Source organism: Rhodanobacter sp. FW101-FHT13A11 (assembly GCF_058790335.1).
Genome location: NZ_JBYTCN010000005.1, coordinates 205,003 through 222,677, shown reverse-complemented (window position 1 = coordinate 222,677; position 17,675 = coordinate 205,003). Strand labels below are relative to the sequence as shown.

The following is a 17,675-nucleotide window of genomic DNA, read 5'->3' as shown; positions in this document are numbered from 1 at the left end:
CCCCTCCCCCCTCCCCCCCCCCCCCCCCCCCCCCCCCCCCCCCCCCCCCCCCCCCCCCCCCCACGGCCGGATCTTCCGCTTCCATGGACATGCCCCGCCTCCTCGCCGTCCTGGCGCTGGCGCTGCCGCTGGCGGCGCCGGCACATGCGCGCGAGCCACTGGAGCAGGCCGTGGCCGCGGCGGCGCCGGGTGCCACCGTCCGCGTGCCGGCCGGCGTGCACGCGGTGCACCTGCGGCTGGACAAGCCCATCACCCTGGTCGGCGAGCCCGGCGCGGTCCTCGACGGCGGCGGCTCGGGCGACGTGGTGCGCATCGGCGCCGCGCGGGTCGCCGTGCGCGGGCTGACCCTCCGCCGCAGCGGCACCGACCTCACCGCGATGAACGCGGGCATCTTCGTCGAGCGCCAGGCGCGCGAGGTCACGCTCGAGGGCAACCGCATCGAGGAAAGCCTGTTCGGCGTCTACCTCGACGGCGCCGCCGACGTGCGGGTGGCGCACAACGTGATCCGCGGCATGCGCTCGCTGCGCGTGGCCGACCGCGGCGACGGCATCCACCTGTGGAACGACACCGGCTGCACCATCGAGGGCAACGACGTGGCCGGCTCGCGCGACGGCATCTACGTCTACGTCAGCCCGCACAACACCATCGCGCGCAACGTGGTGCACGACGTGCGCTACGGCATCCACTACATGTATTCCCAGCACAACCTGCTGCTGGGCAACGTCAGCCGCGGCAACCTCGCCGGCTACGCGCTGATGTCGTCCGACCACCTGCGGGTGATCGGCAACACCGCAGAGCACGAGGATTCCTACGGCTTCCTGCTCAACTACATCTCGCACAGTGAAATCGCCGGCAACCAGATACGCCACGTCGACGGCTTGCGCGACACGCAGGGTGGGCTGATCGACGGCACCGAGGGCAAGGGGCTGTTCGTCTACCTGTCGCAGTTCAACACCCTCCACGACAACCTCGTGGCCGACTCGCAGATCGGCATCCACGTGACCGCGGGCTCGGAGGACAACCGCCTCTGGGGCAACCGCTTCGTGGACAACCGCATCCAGGTGAAGTACGTGCAGAACCTCGCCCAGGAGTGGTCGGCGGACGGCCGCGGCAATTTCTGGAGCGACTACCTCGGCTGGGACCTGGACGCCGACGGCATCGGCGACGTCCCGTTCCGCCCCAACGACGGCGTCGACGTGCTGCTGTGGAAATACCCCACCGCGCGCAACCTGATGTCCAGCCCCGCCGTGCTGCTGATGCGCTACGTGCAGCGCGCGTTCCCGGTGTTCACGCCGCCGTCGGTGCAGGACAGCCATCCGCTGATGAAAGCCCCCGCCTCCTTCCGGCCCGACCATGAACCACGCGATTGAATTCGAGGCGCTGGCCAAGCGCTACGGCGCGCTCGCCGCGCTCGACGGCGTCAGCGCCTGCGTGCCGCGCGGCCGGGTGATCGGCCTGCTCGGCCACAACGGCGCCGGCAAGTCGACCCTGATCAAACTGATCCTCGGCCTGATCGCGCCCAGCGGCGGCCGCCTCGACGTGCTCGGCCAGTCGCCGTGGCGCGCGCACGCGCTGCGCCGGCGCATCGGCTACCTGCCCGAGAGCGCCACCTTCTACGCCAGCCTCAGCGGGCGTGAGCTGCTCGACTACCTGGCCCGGCTGAAGCAGGCGCCGCGCGGCCAGGCGCAGGCGCTGCTGGAACGCGTCGGCCTGGCGCACGCCGCCGACCGGCGCATCGGCACCTACTCCAAGGGCATGCGCCAGCGCCTCGGCCTGGCGCAGGCCCTGCTGGGCTCGCCGGAACTGGTGCTGCTGGACGAACCGACCACCGGCCTCGACCCGCAGGCCACCCGCGAGCTGTACCGCATCGTCGGCGAGCTGCGTGCGGACGGGCGCTGCGTGCTGATCTCCTCGCACCTGCTGGCCGAACTGGAACCGCACATCGACGGCGCGCTGATCCTGCGCCAGGGCCGGCTGCTCGCCGCCGGCAGCCTCGACGCGCTGGGCGAGCAGGCCGCGCTGCCCGCCCGCCTGCTGCTGCGCCCGCACCAGCACGCCATCGACGGGCTGCTGATCCGGCTGGACGCGCGCGGCCTGCCCGCGCAGCGGCGGCCCGACGGCCGGCTGGAACTGCAGGTGCCGCGCGCCGGCAAGCTGCCCGTGCTGCGCGAGCTGCTCGCCGACCCCGCCGTGGTCGACCTCGACGTGCGCGAGCCCACGCTGGCGCAGCTCTACGACTGGCTCGGCGCCGGCCAGCGGCCCGCCGCGGAGGCCTGCGCATGAACACCATCCTCATCGTCGCCGGAAAGGAGTTCCGCGACGACTTCCGCAACCGCTGGACGGTGGCGCTCACCATACTGTTCGCGCTGCTGGCGCTGGGCATCGCCTGGTTCGGCAGCGCCGCCTCCGGCAAAGTCGGGTTCACCTCGTTCGACGCCACGCTGGCCAGCCTGACCACGCTGGGCGCCTTCGTGATCCCGCTGATCGGCCTGCTGATCGCCTACGACGCCATCGTCGGCGAACGCGACGACGGCACCCTGCTGCTGATGCTCAGCTACCCGCTGGCGCGCGGCCAGCTGGTCGCCGGCAAGTTCCTCGGCCACTGCGGCGCTCTGGCCGCCGCCACCCTGGCCGGCTTCGGCCTGGCGGTGGCGATCATGCAGCTGATGCAGCCGCCCGCGCAGACGCTGCAGGCGTGGCTGCACATCGGCCGCTTCATCCTCAGCGCCTCGCTGCTGGGCGCCTGCTTCGTCGGGCTGGCCTGCCTGATCAGCGTGCAGACCGCAGACAAGTCGCGCGCCGCCGGTCTGGCGCTGATCGGCTGGCTGCTCAGCGTGGTGCTGTTCGACCTGGCGCTGCTGGCGCTGCTGGTGGTCAGCGGCGGCAACCCGGTGGAGCGGGCGGTGTATCCGTACCTGCTGCTGCTCAACCCGGTCGACGTGTTCCGGCTGGTCAACCTCACCGCGCTGGGCGACGGTGCCGGCAACGACCTGCTGACCGGCATGACCGCCCACCACGCCTATCCGCCGCTGCTGCTGTGCCTGGTGATGCTGGCTTGGGCGGTGGCGCCGTTCGCGTGGGCGATGCTCGCGTTCCGGCGCAAGGAAGTCTGAGGAGAACCGCATGCGAACCCGTTCCGCGCCCCGCTCCGCCGCACTGGCCGCACTGATCCTCGTGCTGGCCCTGCTTGCCGGCTGCGGCGGCGGCCGCGCTCCCGCGCAGCAGGCGGTCGATACCCACCCGGACGACGCCTGCGCCGTGTGCGGCATGTACCTGGACGGCTCGCCCGGCCCGCGGGCGGAAGCCTGGGTGACCGGCCGCGCCAAGCCGCTGGTGTTCGACTCCACCCGCGATTTCTTCGCCTACGTGCTGCAGCCGGAGAACCAGTCCGCGCTGCAGGAACTGTTCGTGCAGGACAGCACCCACCTCGACTGGCAGCAGCCCAGCCACGCCGCGGTCAGCTTCATCGACGCGCGCCGCGCCTTCTACGTGGCCTGGCAGCCGCTGCCCGGCTCGATGGGGCCGACCCTGGCGTCGTTCGCCACCCGCGCCGCGGCAGAGGCCTTCGTGCGCGGGCATGGCGGCGGCGTGCTCGGTTTCGACGAGGTCACGCCCGCGCTGGTGGCCGCGCTGGATTACCAGTGCCCTGCCCGGGCTGCCACCGGCGCCCGTGGCCCGCTGCAGTGCCTGGCCGGGCCTGCGGCATCCACCGGCCTGCTTGCCACGCCGCCACCATCGGCATCGCCTGCAGCGCAGGGCATGCCGGCCCACCCACTTCCATAACCGGGAACCCTCAACATGTTCGGACTCGACAGTTTTTCGCACTGGATCGTGCTGCTCGTGCTGGCGCTGCTGGTCTTCGGCACCGGCAAGCTGCGCAACGCCGGCCGCGACCTCGGCAGCGCCATCGCCGACTTTCGCAAGGGACTCCGGGATACTCCGCCGGACGAAGCCGCGCCACGGGCGATCCCGTCGGAGGCCGGCGACGAACGGCGGCCCTGACGCCAAGCACTCCGCCGCCGGCCGAAAGGTCAGGCCGCGGCCAGCAACCGTTCGCAGATGGCGTGGTACAGCTGCGGCAGGCGCTCCAGCTCGTCCAGCGACACGCATTCATCAACCTTGTGGATCGTCGCATTGACCGGTCCCAGCTCGATCACCTCGGCGCCGAGCGGCGCGATGAAGCGGCCGTCCGACGTGCCGCCGCCGGTGCTCTGCTCCGGCTCGAGGCCGCACAGCTCGCGGCAGACCGCCAGCACGGTTTCGCGCAGCATGCCGCCGGGCGGGGTGAGGAAGGGTTCGCCGGAGAGGTTCCAGTCCAGCGCATAGTCCAGGCCGTGTCGTTGCAGGATCGCCTCGGTGCGTGCACGCAATTCGTCCGCCGTGCTCGCGGTGCAGTAGCGGAAGTTGACCAGCGCGCTGAGTTCACCCGGGATCACGTTGTTGGCGCCGGTGCCCGCGTTGAGGTTGGAGACCTGGAACGAGGTGGGCGGGAAATCCGCGTTGCCCGCGTCCCAGCGCTCGGCGGCGAGTTCCGCCAGCGCGGGGGCGAAGGCATGGATCGGGTTCAGCGCCTTCTCCGGATACGCCACATGCCCCTGCACACCGCGCACGCTGAGCGTGCCCGACAGCGAACCACGCCGCCCCACGCGAATCAGGTCGCCCAGCTTTTCCTTCGCCGACGGCTCACCGACCACGCACCAGTCGATGTGCTCGCCAACGCTACGGAAATGCTCGACCACCTTGCGCACGCCGTCGAGATTGGTCGGCCCCTCCTCGTCACTGGTCAGCAGCAGCCCGACCCGGCCGTGATGGCCCGGATGCGCCGCCACGAACTGTTCCAACGCGACCACCATCGCCGCCACCGATCCCTTCATGTCGGCGGCGCCGCGACCGTATAGACGGCCATCGCGAATGGTCGGTTCGAACGGCGGACTGCGCCATGATGCTTCGGGGCCGCTCGGCACCACGTCGGTATGACCGAGGAAGGCCAGCGTAGGCCCGCCCGAACCGTGCGTCGCCCACAGATTGTCCACCTCGCCGTAGCGCAGGTGCTCGACATGGAAACCCGCACCCTGCAGGCGCCCGCCGATCAATGCCAGACAACCGGCATCTTCCGGCGTCACCGAGCGGCGACGGATCAGGTCACGGGTGAGATCGAGAACTTCGGACATGGACACTCGCCAGGCGCAATGGATCGACAGCGCTGCAGCATAGCAAGCCGCGTCGTTGCGAGTGCGCCCGAGATCAGTGCCCCTGCTTGGCGCTGACGCCGCCCTCGATGCTCAGCCGGCCGACCACGCCGAGCATCTCCAGCGGCGCGATGCCGTCGCCGTGCGTGGTGACGCCGCCGTCGATATCGATCTCGCGTGCGGAGCCACCGGGCTTCACACTGAGCGCGATGGCGGAGAGCTTCAGCACCACGCCCTTCACCAGTGAATCGCCGGTGCCGCCAAACGTTTCGAGACCACGGCGCACGCTGAGGTAGCCGATCGGCTGGCTGATCTGGATGCCGACCGCGCCATCGGCATGGGTGGTGATGCGATCGAATACCGCGCGATTGACGGTGCCGGCGTAGACGTTGAAACCGCGCGCGCCCTGCCCGAACGTCTCGATCGGCGCCTCGACTTCCAGCTCGTTGACCAGGCCGAAGTTGACGAAGCCGATGCCGCTGGGACCGTACGAGGTGATCTTTTCCTCGGCGACCCAGTGATCCACCGAGCCCCAGTTGTCGAGCACCATGTCGTTCTGCCCGTAGGTCACCACCGGAGCCAGGTTGCGCACGGTATCGACGAACGCGTTGAACACGGTGAACACACCACCGGTGATCATGTCCGGCGTGCCCGGCGCGATGCGGCCATCGCTGTGAATTTCGCCGGTTTCGAGCAGTGACACGGTGAGCCGGCCACCCTCGAAGCCGGCACCGCTGACGAAGATGCCGCTACCGAGCACCGGCGCCGCCGCCCGCCCGGCGGACAGGCCGACCAGCCGCGCGCTGATCACCACCGTGGCATCGGCCTGCATGTTCCACAGCGTGAACGCGCCCTGCAGCACATGCACGCCGAACCCCTGCGGCCGATCAGCCTGCGCACGTGCATCGGCGCTAACCACATCCAGGCCGGCGACCTCGACATGGCCACTGCGCACCTTGTCGCGTGCGAGGATCTGCACCTGGCCGATCGTGGTCACTTCACCCAGCACCAACCGGCCGAGACTTTCGACCTGGGTATCGTTGTGGATCGCGCGTCGATCCGGCGAGGCGACGAGATGGAGGTCGTGAACCTCGTTGTCGGTGGTCAGCTGCAGGCCGTCGATGCCGCTCGTGAAAATCAGCGCCGCGTCGTCACCCTGTCCCAGCAACACCTGTCCGGGCGACAACCGGAGCGCCGGCACACCGGCCAGCTCACCATCGACCGTGATCTGCCGTATCCCGGTGTCCTGCACCGCACGGATCAGTTCGGCAACGCTGCTGACGACAATCGAGGAAGCGGTCATGCGATGCTCCTGGGTAGGGGAGGCCGCCATGCTACGCCTTTGCCGGTCATGCCAAAACGTTGCCTGCATGACAGCCGCATGATCGATAATTTCTTGCGAAAACTCGCTTCAATCGGCGATCACCACGCCCGACAAATGACTCACTACATAAGTGATCGCCACTTTGTCAGCGCCCCGACTTCAATGATCGATCTCGTCGTCACGCTGGCCCAGATAAACCAGCGCAGCAAGCAGCACGACGACGAAACGGAACGCGCTTTCCAGGCCGTTCCACTGGCTGGACATCCACATGCCGAACCACTCGCCGCCGATCGCCACGAAACCGCCCAGCCACAGTATCAGGCCTGCCGTCAGCCCGTATATCGCAACGCGTTTGGCACGACGGAATGTCGATGCCGCTGCGCGACGTGCGCGCCACATGCGCCAGGCGCCGATCCAGCACAGCACCGCGGCGAGCGTTTCGATGGCGATGATCAGCAGATAGGCGGCGTGCTGCAGCAGCGGCGCATGGATGGCGCGGTAGCGGATGCTGGCACCGGGAAAGATCGAATCCATCGCCAGCACATGCCGCACGAACACCCAGTTGCTGCCGTAGTCGGTGATGTTGCCGAACGCGACCAGCGCCAGCCACAGTGCAATCGCGGCCATCAGCAGGATGCCGGAAAGCCGCACCGCCATCTCAGCGCCCGAACAGCTTCTTGAAGCCGTTGTCGGTGAAACCCACGCTTACCGCGCCATCGGACTGCACCACCACGGGGCGGCGGATCAGCGTGGGATACTCCTTCAGCAGCAAGGTCCACTCCGGATCACTGCCGGGGTTCTTGCGCTGCGGCAGCAGGTTGCGCCAGGTGGTGGACGACTTGTTGACCAGTTTCTCCCAGCCGCCGAGCTTCGCCGCCCAGTCCTTCAGCGTGGCCGCAGGCACCGGGCTGGCGCGGTAGTCGATGAAGTCGTGCGCCACCTCGAAGCGGGCGAGCCAGTTGCGCGCTTTTTTGCACGTGTCGCAATTCGGAAGTCCATACAGAGCGAGGCTCATTCGCCGCTCCTCAGCAGTTCGTTGATGCTGGTCTTGCTGCGCGTCTTCGCATCGACCTGCTTGACGATGATCGCGGCGTACAGGCTGTGGCTGCCGTCCCTTGCCGGCAGGCTGCCGGCCACCACCACGCTGCCGGCGGGCACGCGGCCGTAGCTGGTTTCACCCGTGGCGCGGTTGTAGATGCGGGTGGACTGGCCGAGGAACACGCCCATGCCGATCACGCTGCCCTTCTCCACCACCACGCCCTCGACCACTTCGGAGCGCGCGCCGATGAAGCTGCCGTCCTCGATGATGGTGGGGTTGGCCTGCAGCGGCTCCAGCACGCCGCCGATGCCGACGCCGCCGGACAGGTGCACGCCCGCGCCGATCTGCGCACAAGAACCCACCGTGGCCCAGGTGTCGACCATGCTGCCGGCGCCCACGTAGGCGCCGATGTTGACGTAACTGGGCATCAGCACCGCGTCCTTCGCGATATGCGCGCCGCGGCGCACCAGCGCGCCGGGCACCACGCGCGCGCCGAGCCGCTGCAGTTCCTCATCGTTGCCGTGGGCGAAGCGCAGCGGCACCTTGTCGAACGCCTGCGCCGGGCCGCCGTCGACCACGCGGTTGTCGTTGATGCGGAAGTACAGCAGCACCGCCTTCTTGATCCATTGGTTCACCGTCCAGCCGCCGCGGCCGTCCGGTTCGGCGACGCGGCGCTCGCCGGATTCGAGCAGGTCGAGGACCTGGCCGATGGCCGGCCGCAGGTGGGTTTCGATCTCGGCCTGGGTGAGCGCGTTGCGGCGCTCGAAGGCGTCGTCGATCAGGGTTTCGATGGCTTGCATGGGGCTCGTTCGCTTGGAGACGGCCGTCGAGCGCGACGGCCGTCGGGGGTACATGCCGCGGCGGTGGCAGCCACGGTCGGGTTCGGCCATCCACGATGGCAGGCCCCCATTCTTTCACAGCCGGCCCGGAAGCCGCGACCCGGGCGCGGCCAGCCGGGTACGGAACGTGGCCTTTCACCGCTCCAAGACGACAGCTGTGCCCATCATGCGCCGCGGCCCGCCATGCGGCGCCCCTCCGCCCACCCGCCCCGGAGAATCGAGACATGCGCGAGCAGATCAACGAGGGTTCCATGGTTTTCGTCGCCGACGGCTGCGAAGGCATCGGCTCCGTCCGCGAGATCCGGCACGGGCTGCCCGAGCTGCTGGTCTACATCGAGAACGCCGGCGACTTCGTGGTGCCGATGTCGGCCGTCAAGGCCGTCCACTCCGGCAAGGTCATCCTCGATTTCGACCATCTCGACCTTCGCCTGCGCAACGCCATCCGCCACGCGCGCGATTCGGAAGACCCGAACTACCTGTCGCCCGCTTCGACGGAGGACGAGTAGGCCCCCATCCACCGGCCCGTTGCGGGTGGGAGGCACCGGTTTGCCGATACGATGGCCCCGGCTCAGGCGACGGTTGCCCGCGAGGCATGAACGACAAAGACAAGGAAAGACTGGACCGGCGACTCGACCGTCTGGAACGGGAGCTGCCGAAGGGTGTCGGCCGGTGGGTTCGCCGGCTGCGCTCGCCCTCGGCGCGCTGGGTGCGCCTCCCCGTGGGGCTGCTGCTCGTGGTGGGCGGGGTTTTCAGCATCCTGCCGATCCTTGGCCTGTGGATGCTGCCGCTCGGCCTGTTGCTGCTGGCCCAGGACCTTCCTTTCCTGCGCCGCCCGATGGGGCGGGCCCTGGTCTGGACGGAACGGCGCTGGCTGCGCTGGAAACGCCGGCGTCAGCGCGCAAACAGGTAGTCGCCGGCGTGCTTCGTCCCAACGGGCTACGGCATCATTGTTGCCTCGGAGTCGCGTCACCGCAACGTAACGGACAGGGATGCGCCGGGGCGAATCGGTGACGAGCAAGGGAGAGGAGGTGGCGGCCATGACGGGCGGTACGCCGCGTTCAACCCAGCCCACCTCGGGCAGCCCCGCAGAGCGCCGGACGCCTGGAACGCCGATCCGGACGATGGCGTGCCCCGGCTTCACAGGTCAGTTCGGAGTCAGCAGCCGCAAGAAGCAGAAACGGCGCCAAGCCCGAAAGCCGCGCCGTTGCTGGACTCAAGGTGGTGGGCGGTACAAGGATCGAACTTGTGACCCCTACCATGTCAAGGTAGTGCTCTACCGCTGAGCTAACCGCCCGTATCGCGCAAACCAGCTACGCGAGCCGCGCAGTATACGGGAGCTGCCGGCACCGGACAATATCCCGCAGGCGGCCCCGTTGCCGACTCAGCGCAGGGCCTGTTCGCGCAACTGGTGGATCTGGTCGCGCAGACGGGCGGCGTCCTCGAACTCGAGGTTCTGCGCGTGCTTGTACATCTGCGCCTCGAGTTTCCTGATCGTACCGGCCGCCTGCTGGGGACTAAGTCCGGCGTACTCGGCGGCAGGCTCGGCCACCGCGGCACGACCGCGCGTCGAGGATTTGCCGCCACGGCGATTGCCCGCCTCGCTGCGCGCGCCTTCCATGATATCGGCGATGCGCCGCACCACGGTCTTGGGCGTGATGCCGTTGGCCTCGTTCCAGGCCATCTGCTTCTCGCGGCGGCGGGCGGTCTCGTCCATCGCCGCCCGCATCGAGCGGGTCACCTCGTCGGCATAGAGGATCGCCTTGCCGCGCACGTTGCGGGCGGCGCGGCCGATGGTCTGGATCAGCGAGCCGGTGGAGCGCAGGAAGCCCTCCTTGTCGGCGTCGAGGATCGCCACCAGCGACACCTCGGGCATGTCCAGCCCTTCGCGCAGCAGGTTGATGCCGACCAGCACGTCGAACTCGCCCAGGCGCAGGTCGCGGATGATCTCGCTGCGCTCCACCGTCTCGATGTCCGAGTGCAGGTAGCGCACCTTCACGTCGTGCTCGGCCAGATACTCGGTGAGGTTCTCGGCCATCCGCTTGGTCAGCGTGGTGACCAGCACGCGGTCGCCGATCACCACGCGCTTGTGCACCTCGCTGAGCAGGTCGTCGACCTGGGTGCGCACCGGGCGCACCTCCACTTCCGGATCGACCAGGCCGGTCGGGCGCACCACCAGTTCGGTCACCGCGTCGCCGGACTTGCGCAACTCGTAGTCGCGCGGGGTGGCGGAGACGTAGATCGCCCGCGGCACGCGCTCTTCCCACTCCTCGAAGCGCAGCGGCCGGTTGTCCATCGCCGACGGCAGCCGGAAACCGAACTCCACCAGGGTCTCCTTGCGCGAGCGGTCGCCCTTGTACATCGCGCCCAGCTGCGGCACGGTGACGTGCGATTCGTCCACCACCAGCAGGCCGTCGGCCGGCAGGTAGTCGAACAGCGTGGGCGGCGGCTCGCCCGGCGCACGCCGGGTCAGGTGGCGCGAGTAGTTCTCGATGCCCTGGCAGTAGCCCACCTCGGCCATCATCTCCAGGTCGAAGCGGGTGCGCTGGTCCAGCCGCTGCGCCTCGACCAGCTTGTTCTCGCGGTACAGCAGCTCCAGCCGTTCCTTCAGCTCGACCTTGATCGTCTCGATCGCGTTGAGCACGCTTTCGCGCGTGCTGGCGTAGTGCGTGCGCGGGTAGACCGTATAGCGTTGCACCTTGCGGATCGTCTCGCCGGTGAGCGGATCGAACAGCACCATGTTCTCCACTTCGCCGTCGAACAGCTCGATGCGCAGCGCCTCGGTCTCCGACTCGGCGGGGAACACGTCGATGATCTCGCCGCGCACGCGGTAGGTGCCGCGACGCAGTTCCAGCTCGTTGCGGGTGTATTGCAGTTCGGTGAGCTGGTGGATCAGCTTGCGCTGGTCGATGCGCTCGCCCTTGGCCAGGATCAGCCGCAGCGACAGGTAGTCCTCCGGATTGCCGAGGCCGTAGATCGCCGACACCGTGGCGACGATGATCGAATCCCGCCGCGACAACAGCGCCTTGGTCGCCGACAGGCGCATCTGCTCAATGTGCTCGTTGATCGAGGAGTCCTTCTCGATGAAGGTGTCCGACGCCACCACGTAGGCTTCCGGCTGGTAGTAGTCGTAGTAGCTGACGAAGTACTCCACCGCGTTGTGCGGGAAGAACTCGCGGAACTCGCCGTACAACTGCGCTGCCAGCGTCTTGTTCGGCGCCATCACGATGGTCGGACGCTGGATGCGCTCGATCACGTTCGCGATGGTGTAGGTCTTGCCCGAGCCGGTCACGCCGAGCAGGGTCTGCGCGGCCAGGCCGGCCTCGAAGCCCTCGGCCAGCCGTGCGATCGCCTGCGGCTGGTCGCCGGCGGGTTGGTAGGGAGCGGCGAGTTGGAAGCGGTCGGTCATCGGCTACAGGTGTGGGCGCGGCAGGTCATTTTAAATCGGGCCTGCTGACAGGAACCGTCAGCAGGGGCCGACAGCCACATCGGCACCGGGCTGCTGGCCGCATGGCGCCAGCGCCCTAGCATGGAACCTCCCGGACCCGCAGGAAGCGACGCCGTGACGACCTCCAGGCATTCGGCACCTTGCCCGCTGCAACATGGCATGACCCTGATCGAGCAGATCATGGTGCTCCTGATCATCGCTGCCGTCACCAGCATGTCCATACCGGTAATGGCGAAGCTGCTTGGCCGCAACCATCTGCAGGTTGCCCAGGCGGATTTCATCGCAGCGCTGCGACACGCCCGCGAAACCGCCATCATGAGCGGCAGGCGCACGCTGTTCTGCCCGTCGCGCGACGGCAGCAGCTGCAGCAACGACGCGCGCTGGGAAGACGGCTGGCTGCTTGCCCACGACGCCGACCATAACGACCAACCCGACAACCGGCCGCTTCGCGTCGGATCCGGCTACCGTGACAAGCTGATCATCCGGAGCAGCAGCGCCCGGCCCATCGTGCGTTTCCATCCCGACGGCACCGCTCATGGCAGCAACCTCACCCTGCTGTTCTGCCAGCGATCCGGTGCGGAACGGGTACTCAGCGTGGTGGTCTCCAACGCCGGCCGCGTCCGCGGCGCACCGGGCAGCACGGCGCAGGCCGCCAGCTGCAAGGAATAGGCGGCGCGAAAACACGAAAGCCGGCAGCATGCCGGCTTTCGTGGAGCATGTCTGGCGCCCGAAGTTGGACTCGAACCAACGACCCCCTGATTAACAGTCAAGTGCTCTAACCGGCTGAGCTATTCGGGCGGGAGCTGCGTAGTTTGTCGGGGCCGCGATGAGCTGTCAAGCCGGCGGACGCGGGCAGCGCCCATCGATTCAGCCGGTCAGTATCCGGTAGCACGGCACGTACGCCGCGCCGCCGGGCAGCTTCATCCGATGCTGCTCGACGAAGGCCTGCAGCAGCTTGTCCAGCGCGTGCATGATGTCCGCATCGCCGTCGATCTCGAACGGACCATCCTGCTCGATCGCCTTCACGCCCTCCTCCTTCACGTTGCCGGCGACGATGCCGGAGAACGCCCGGCGCAGGTCCGCCGCCAGCTCGTGCCGCGGGCGCCCGTGGTGCAGCTGCAGTGCGCGCATCGCCTCGTGGGTGGGGCGGAACGGCTGCTGGAATTCCAGCGGAATCTGCAGCGCCCAGTTGAAGAAGAACGCGTCCTTGGTGTCGAGCCGGTTGTGGCGCACCTTTTCCAGGCCCTTGAGCATCGTGCGCGCCACCGTCTCCGGATCGTCCACGATGATCTGGTAGTGCCGGGCCACTTCGTCGCCCAGGGTCAGGCGCAGGAAACGATCGATCTGCTCGAAATAGGCGGCCGACTGGCGCGGCCCGGTGAAGATCAGCGGGAAAGGCGTGCTGGCGTTGTCCGGGTGCAGCAGGATGCCGAGCAGGTAGAGGATCTCCTCGGCCGTGCCGACGCCGCCGGGGAACACGATGATGCCGTGGCCCAGGCGCACGAACGCCTCCAGCCGCTTCTCGATGTCCGGCATGATCACCAGGTGGTTGACGATCGGGTTCGGTGATTCCGCCGCGATGATGCCCGGTTCGGTGATGCCGATGTAACGGTTGTGCCGCCGCCGCTGCTTGGCGTGCGAGATGGTCGCGCCCTTCATCGGCCCCTTCATCGCGCCGGGGCCGCAACCGGTGCAGATGTCCAGTCCGCGCAGGCCGAGCTGGTAGCCGACCAGCTTGGTGTAGTCGTACTCCTCGCGCGAAATCGAATGGCCGCCCCAGCACACCACCAGGTTCGGATCGACCTGCGGTTTCAGGATGCGCGCGTTGCGCAGGATCTCGAACACGCCCTGGGTCAGCGCGGCCGAGCCGTCGAGATCGAAGCCGATCTGTTCCAGCTGGGTCGACACGTAGACGATGTCGCGCACCACCGCCACCAGCAGCTCGTTGATGCCGCGGATGATCTGGCCGTCCACGAAGGCCTGCCCCGGCGCGTTGGTCAGTTCGATCTTCATGCCGCGGTCCTGCTGCAGCACCTGGATGTCGAAATCCGGGTACTGCTCCAACATCGCCCGCGGGTCGTCGCTGACGTTGCCCGAGGTCAGCACCGCCAGCGCGCAGCGCCGCAGCAGCGCATGCAGGCCCGAGCCGCTGGCGCCGCGCAAGCGCGCCACTTCGTTGCGGGACAGGACGTCCAGCCCGCCGATCGGCGAGATGCGGGCGCTGACGGTCTTGGTTGTGCCGGAAGGGTCGGCGTAATGGGTGTTCATCGAATCTCCATGGTCCTACGACAGGCACTGCCTTCATGCAGGGCAGACCGCCTAGCTTCAAGGCATACGCGGGACAGGGTCAAGTACCGGCCAACAAAAAGCCGGCACCCTCGCGGGCGCCGGCCAGTATTACCGAACAACGGATGACTCAGAACGTGTAACGCAGGGTGGCCAGGATCGACCAGCGCTGGGTCGGGCCGTTCAACTCGTCGGCGCGCGGCAGCGGCAGCGGGCTGTAGTTGCCGTTGCTGTCCTTGTAAGCCGCCTTGCTGATGTCGTAGATGTACTTGCCATCGGCCCCTACGCCGGCGAAATCGGCGAGGTTGCGAACCAGCGGGAAGCTGGCGCGGTGGTCGACGCCCCACTTCTTGTTGAGCATGTTGCCGACGTTGTAGATATCCAGCCGGATGACGCCCTTGTTGCCCTTGAACAGGCCCGGGATCTCCTGGCTGAAGCTCAGGTCGATCTGGTTGATCCAGGGAGCACGGGCGCCGTTGCGGCTGGCAATCTCGCCCTTGTGGTCACGCAGATACTTGTTGCTGTCGATGTACGCCCAGAACGAATCCTTCTGTGCCTGCGTGGTGCCCGGCGCGAAGTTGATGTCGCCCTTGTTCGGGATGTAGGCCAGGTCGGAGGTGAAACCGTCGCCGTTGGCGTCGTTGCCGAAGCGCCAGCTGTACGGAGTGCCCGAGTGGCCGTCATAGAACATGGTGGCGCTGGTGGCGTAGTCGCCGAAGAAGCGGTGCTGCCAGGTCAGCGAGGCGATCACGCGCTTCGGGATCGAGTAGCTGGAGGTGCTCGCCTTGTTCGCGTTCGGGTTCACCCAGACGTTGTTGCTGAAGCTCGAACGGGCCACGCTCGAGGTACCCGGGTTCACCTCCGTGGCGCGGCTCCAGGTGAAGCCGACCATGCCGGACCACTCGTCCGCGAACGGCTTCTTCAGGGAGAGGCTGAGGCTGTCGGCGCTGCCCCGAGCGCTGTTGGCCAGGTTGATCACCGCATCGCCGAACGCCTGGTTGGAATTCGCACGCGCGGTATTGCCGCTGCTGCCGCCCGTCGGATTCTTGTAGTAGGTGAACCGGCCATCCGGCAGCACGCCGGTGGGTGCGCCGATATTGAGGTTCTGGTACCAGATCGCGTTGCGGTTCTTGATGTGCTCGTAATCCGCGGTGAACACCAGGCCCCACCACGGCAGCTCGCGATCGAAGCCGAGCGACATTTTCCAAACGCTCGGAAGCTGGAAGTTGTCGCTGACCGTGCTGACCGCCATCTGCGCGCCCTTGGCGCCGGGAACCGGCGCCGAGCCGCCATTCTGCCCGTTCGGGTTGGCGCTGAACGGCGGCAGGCCGGTCGCGGTATTGCACGCGCTCTGCGTCGGACCGCAGTTGTACTGCACCTGGGTCACGCCGGAGTTCTGGTAGATGTTGCCCAGCCACACGCTCGGCGGGTTGGAGATGAACAGGCCGGCACCGCCGCGCAGTTGGGTCAGGCGCTCGGTGTCGAAGGTGTAGTTGAACGACATCCGCGGCTGTACCTGGCGGTTGCCATTGATCGTGCTGGTATTGGTACGACCGAAACCACCCTTGGCCGAAACGCAGTTGGCCGCCACCACGGCTACCCCGGGAGCAGCCGCATAGCACGGGTTGTACAGCGGCCGGTCACTAGTCAGCGGAATATCGACGCGGAAACCGTACTGCACCGACAGGTTGTGGTTCACCTGCCAGGTGTCCTGCAGGAAGATGCCGTATTCCTTCAACTCGAAGTTGGCGGCGACGTCGCTCAGGCCGAGGCCTGCGGCCGGTGCGTTGTAACGGTACTGGTAATACTTGCCGGCATTGAAATCGGCCAGCGTGTTGAACTGGTAGCTGCCGAACGCGTTCTGCAGGAACAGGTTGTAGTACTGGCCGCGCTGGAAATCGAAACCACCCTTGACCGTGTGGTCGCCCAGATAGAGCGTGCCGGCCCACGCCGCATTCAGCGTCTTCACGTGCAGCACGTTGGCCTGGCTGGAGTATTCGGTACCGAACTCCACGCCCGGCGAGCTGCTGGAGCTGTAGCAACCGTTGACGCTGTTCAGGCACACCGAGACGTCCGGCTGGGCGACGCCGTTGTACGGGCCGCGGTTCTGCTGGAAGTCGGCGTAGGAAAGAGTGGTGTCGGTGGAGAAGACATCCGACCAGTCGTCATAGAAGTGCAGCGCGTAGCTCTTGTTGTCGACGTTGGTCTTGTACCAGCCGCTGGACAGCACCAGGATGTTGTTGTTGCCGGTGATGATCGGCTTGTTTTCCTTGGTCTGGCTGTAGGTGAAGCTGGCGCGGTGGTTGTTGGTGATGTTCCAGTCGATCTTGGCCAGGTAACGCTTGTCCTGCAGATCGGTGTTGCCGCCGCCGAGACCACCGACGTCAAAGCCCTTGGCCTTGGCTGCAGCGGTGATGGCGTCGACGTTCTGCTGGGTCAGGCCGCGGATCTCGGTGGTCGCGCCGGAGCCCTGCACGCCGTACTGGGAGGACGGGCCGATCTGCTTGCTCTTCTCGTACGAGGCAAAGAAGAACAGCTTGTCCTTGATGATCGGGCCGCCGACGGTGCCGCCGGCGGTCCAGGTGCGGCGGAAGCCGCCATACGGCTTGTCGTTATAGTCGGCGATCATCTTGTCGCGATTCTGGAACGCGTAGTACGCCGAACCATGGAAATCGTTGGTACCGCTCTTGGTCACTGCGTTGACGATCGCGCCGACGCCGCGACGCGTGGCCACGTCGTAGTTGGCGGTCGAGATGTTGTATTCCTGGATCGTGTCCTGCGAAATCGGCGTGCCCAGCGTCGGCAGGCCGTTCGCGTTCAGCCCGAACGGATCATTGGCGCTGACCGAATCCACCGTGATGTTGTTGTAGCGGCTGTTCTGGCCGATCGCGGAGATCTCGCCGCGGTCGCGGTCGGAGATCACGATGCGCGGATCGAGGCGCACGATATTCTGGATCGAGCGGCCCGGGGTCGGCGTCGCCTCGATTTCACGCTGCGAGATGTTGGTCGAGATGCCCTTGTTGTCCGGGGTAAAGGTTTGTGCCAATGCGTTGGCCGAGACGATGACTCCGGCAAGGTTCTGGACCTGCTTGGCCTGTCCCGCACCCATGGTCAGGTTGACCGGGGTTTCCTGGGCCAGCTGCAGGTACACCTGCCCATGCTCCGCCTGCGCCAGGCCGGCCTTGGATGCCGTGACGTCGAACGGACCGCCCACGCGCAGACCCTGTGCGGCATAACGGCCGCTGGCATCGGTGGTGGTGATCTTGGTGGTGCCCGACGGCTCGTGCACGATCTGCACGGTGGCGCCCGCCACCGGCTGGCCGCTCGCGTCCAGCACGCGGCCGCTGATCGAAGAGGAGGTGTCCTGCGCGATGGCAGGCACCGACGACGCCAGCAGCGAAGCGATGGCAAACGGCAGGAGTTTGGCGCGAATTCGGCTATTCATTCTGTCGACTCTCAGGCTCGAAACGAAAGTATTTGCGTCTCGGGATGCAAACGGTGCCTGGCCCGGAGCATGCCAAGCGCACTATTGACCCGTGTTTGTTTGATACCC

The 17,675-nt window shown here is 67.3% G+C and carries 16 protein-coding genes and 2 tRNA genes; 8 read left to right on the top strand and 10 right to left on the bottom strand.

All coding sequences use genetic code 11. The annotated features are described in order from the left end of the window. The first annotated feature begins 83 nt into the window (after nt 1–83). The 5 genes from AC3WRN_RS08305 to tatA are packed head-to-tail and all read left to right on the top strand — an operon-like array spanning nt 84 to nt 4,002. Entirely contained in the window at nt 84–1,370 is a 1,287-nt protein-coding gene (locus AC3WRN_RS08305) for a nitrous oxide reductase family maturation protein NosD (RefSeq protein ID WP_492622608.1), read from the top strand. After that, complete coding sequence (locus AC3WRN_RS08300; RefSeq protein ID WP_492622607.1) at nt 1,354–2,283, top strand: ABC transporter ATP-binding protein; 930 nt, start codon at nt 1,354–1,356, stop codon at nt 2,281–2,283. Before AC3WRN_RS08305 ends, AC3WRN_RS08300 begins: the two co-directional genes overlap by 17 nt. Then, the gene (locus AC3WRN_RS08295; protein WP_492622606.1) at nt 2,280–3,113 is read left to right on the top strand and encodes an ABC transporter permease; all 834 of its coding nucleotides are present in this window, start codon (nt 2,280–2,282) and stop codon (nt 3,111–3,113) included. The genes AC3WRN_RS08300 and AC3WRN_RS08295 overlap by 4 nt, the downstream gene beginning before the upstream one ends. 10 nt (nt 3,114–3,123) lie before the next feature. Beyond that, nucleotides 3,124–3,783, top strand: coding sequence for a nitrous oxide reductase accessory protein NosL (locus tag AC3WRN_RS08290; RefSeq protein WP_492622605.1), 660 nt, complete (start codon nt 3,124–3,126; stop codon nt 3,781–3,783). Nucleotides 3,784–3,798: 15 nt separating this feature from the next. Further along, the gene (gene tatA / locus AC3WRN_RS08285; protein ID WP_068096115.1) at nt 3,799–4,002 is read left to right on the top strand and encodes a twin-arginine translocase TatA/TatE family subunit; all 204 of its coding nucleotides are present in this window, start codon (nt 3,799–3,801) and stop codon (nt 4,000–4,002) included. A 29-nt stretch (nt 4,003–4,031) separates the two neighbouring features. On the opposite strand, the gene dapE is transcribed toward tatA, so the two are convergent. The 5 genes from dapE to dapD all read right to left on the bottom strand — a co-directional run bounded on the left by dapE (nt 4,032) and on the right by dapD (nt 8,352). Further along, nucleotides 4,032–5,171 carry a succinyl-diaminopimelate desuccinylase gene (dapE, locus tag AC3WRN_RS08280; RefSeq protein WP_492622604.1) on the bottom strand — a complete coding sequence of 380 codons (1,140 nt, stop codon included), beginning with the start codon at nt 5,169–5,171 and terminating at the stop codon, nt 4,032–4,034. A 73-nt stretch (nt 5,172–5,244) separates the two neighbouring features. Then, complete coding sequence (locus AC3WRN_RS08275) at nt 5,245–6,492, bottom strand: hypothetical protein (RefSeq protein WP_492622603.1); 1,248 nt, start codon at nt 6,490–6,492, stop codon at nt 5,245–5,247. Nucleotides 6,493–6,672: 180 nt separating this feature from the next. Beyond that, nucleotides 6,673–7,170: a DUF2165 family protein gene (locus AC3WRN_RS08270; protein WP_492622602.1), complete on the bottom strand. Its 498-nt coding sequence runs from the start codon at nt 7,168–7,170 to the stop codon at nt 6,673–6,675. 1 nt (nt 7,171) lies between these two features. After that, the gene (locus AC3WRN_RS08265; RefSeq protein ID WP_492622601.1) at nt 7,172–7,528 is read right to left on the bottom strand and encodes a Spx/MgsR family RNA polymerase-binding regulatory protein; all 357 of its coding nucleotides are present in this window, start codon (nt 7,526–7,528) and stop codon (nt 7,172–7,174) included. Further along, entirely contained in the window at nt 7,525–8,352 is an 828-nt protein-coding gene (dapD, locus tag AC3WRN_RS08260; RefSeq protein WP_492622600.1) for a 2,3,4,5-tetrahydropyridine-2,6-dicarboxylate N-succinyltransferase, read from the bottom strand. The genes AC3WRN_RS08265 and dapD overlap by 4 nt, the downstream gene beginning before the upstream one ends. Before the next feature lie 263 nt (nt 8,353–8,615). On the opposite strand from dapD, the gene AC3WRN_RS08255 reads away from it, so the two are divergent. Beyond that, nucleotides 8,616–8,897, top strand: coding sequence for a hypothetical protein (locus AC3WRN_RS08255; protein WP_068096125.1), 282 nt, complete (start codon nt 8,616–8,618; stop codon nt 8,895–8,897). Nucleotides 8,898–8,983: 86 nt separating this feature from the next. Beyond that, the gene (locus AC3WRN_RS08250) at nt 8,984–9,301 is read left to right on the top strand and encodes a hypothetical protein (protein WP_068096127.1); all 318 of its coding nucleotides are present in this window, start codon (nt 8,984–8,986) and stop codon (nt 9,299–9,301) included. Between the two features lie 309 nt (nt 9,302–9,610). Here the strand turns inward: AC3WRN_RS08250 and AC3WRN_RS08245 are convergent. Beyond that, a tRNA-Val gene (locus tag AC3WRN_RS08245) sits at nt 9,611–9,685 on the bottom strand. Nucleotides 9,686–9,772: 87 nt separating this feature from the next. After that, entirely contained in the window at nt 9,773–11,797 is a 2,025-nt protein-coding gene (gene uvrB / locus AC3WRN_RS08240; protein ID WP_492622599.1) for an excinuclease ABC subunit UvrB, read from the bottom strand. Between the two features lie 198 nt (nt 11,798–11,995). On the opposite strand from uvrB, the gene AC3WRN_RS08235 reads away from it, so the two are divergent. Then, a complete protein-coding gene (locus AC3WRN_RS08235) occupies nt 11,996–12,505 on the top strand; it encodes a GspH/FimT family pseudopilin (RefSeq protein ID WP_068096132.1) in 510 nt (169 codons plus the stop codon). 52 nt (nt 12,506–12,557) lie between these two features. Here the strand turns inward: AC3WRN_RS08235 and AC3WRN_RS08230 are convergent. From AC3WRN_RS08230 to AC3WRN_RS08220, 3 genes are all read right to left on the bottom strand, one after another. Continuing rightward, nucleotides 12,558–12,634, bottom strand: a tRNA-Asn gene (locus AC3WRN_RS08230). A 69-nt stretch (nt 12,635–12,703) separates the two neighbouring features. Further along, the gene (gene ppnN / locus AC3WRN_RS08225; protein ID WP_068096134.1) at nt 12,704–14,104 is read right to left on the bottom strand and encodes a nucleotide 5'-monophosphate nucleosidase PpnN; all 1,401 of its coding nucleotides are present in this window, start codon (nt 14,102–14,104) and stop codon (nt 12,704–12,706) included. A 148-nt stretch (nt 14,105–14,252) separates the two neighbouring features. Further along, nucleotides 14,253–17,567, bottom strand: coding sequence for a TonB-dependent receptor (locus AC3WRN_RS08220; RefSeq protein ID WP_492622598.1), 3,315 nt, complete (start codon nt 17,565–17,567; stop codon nt 14,253–14,255). Between the last annotated feature and the right edge of the window lie 108 nt (nt 17,568–17,675).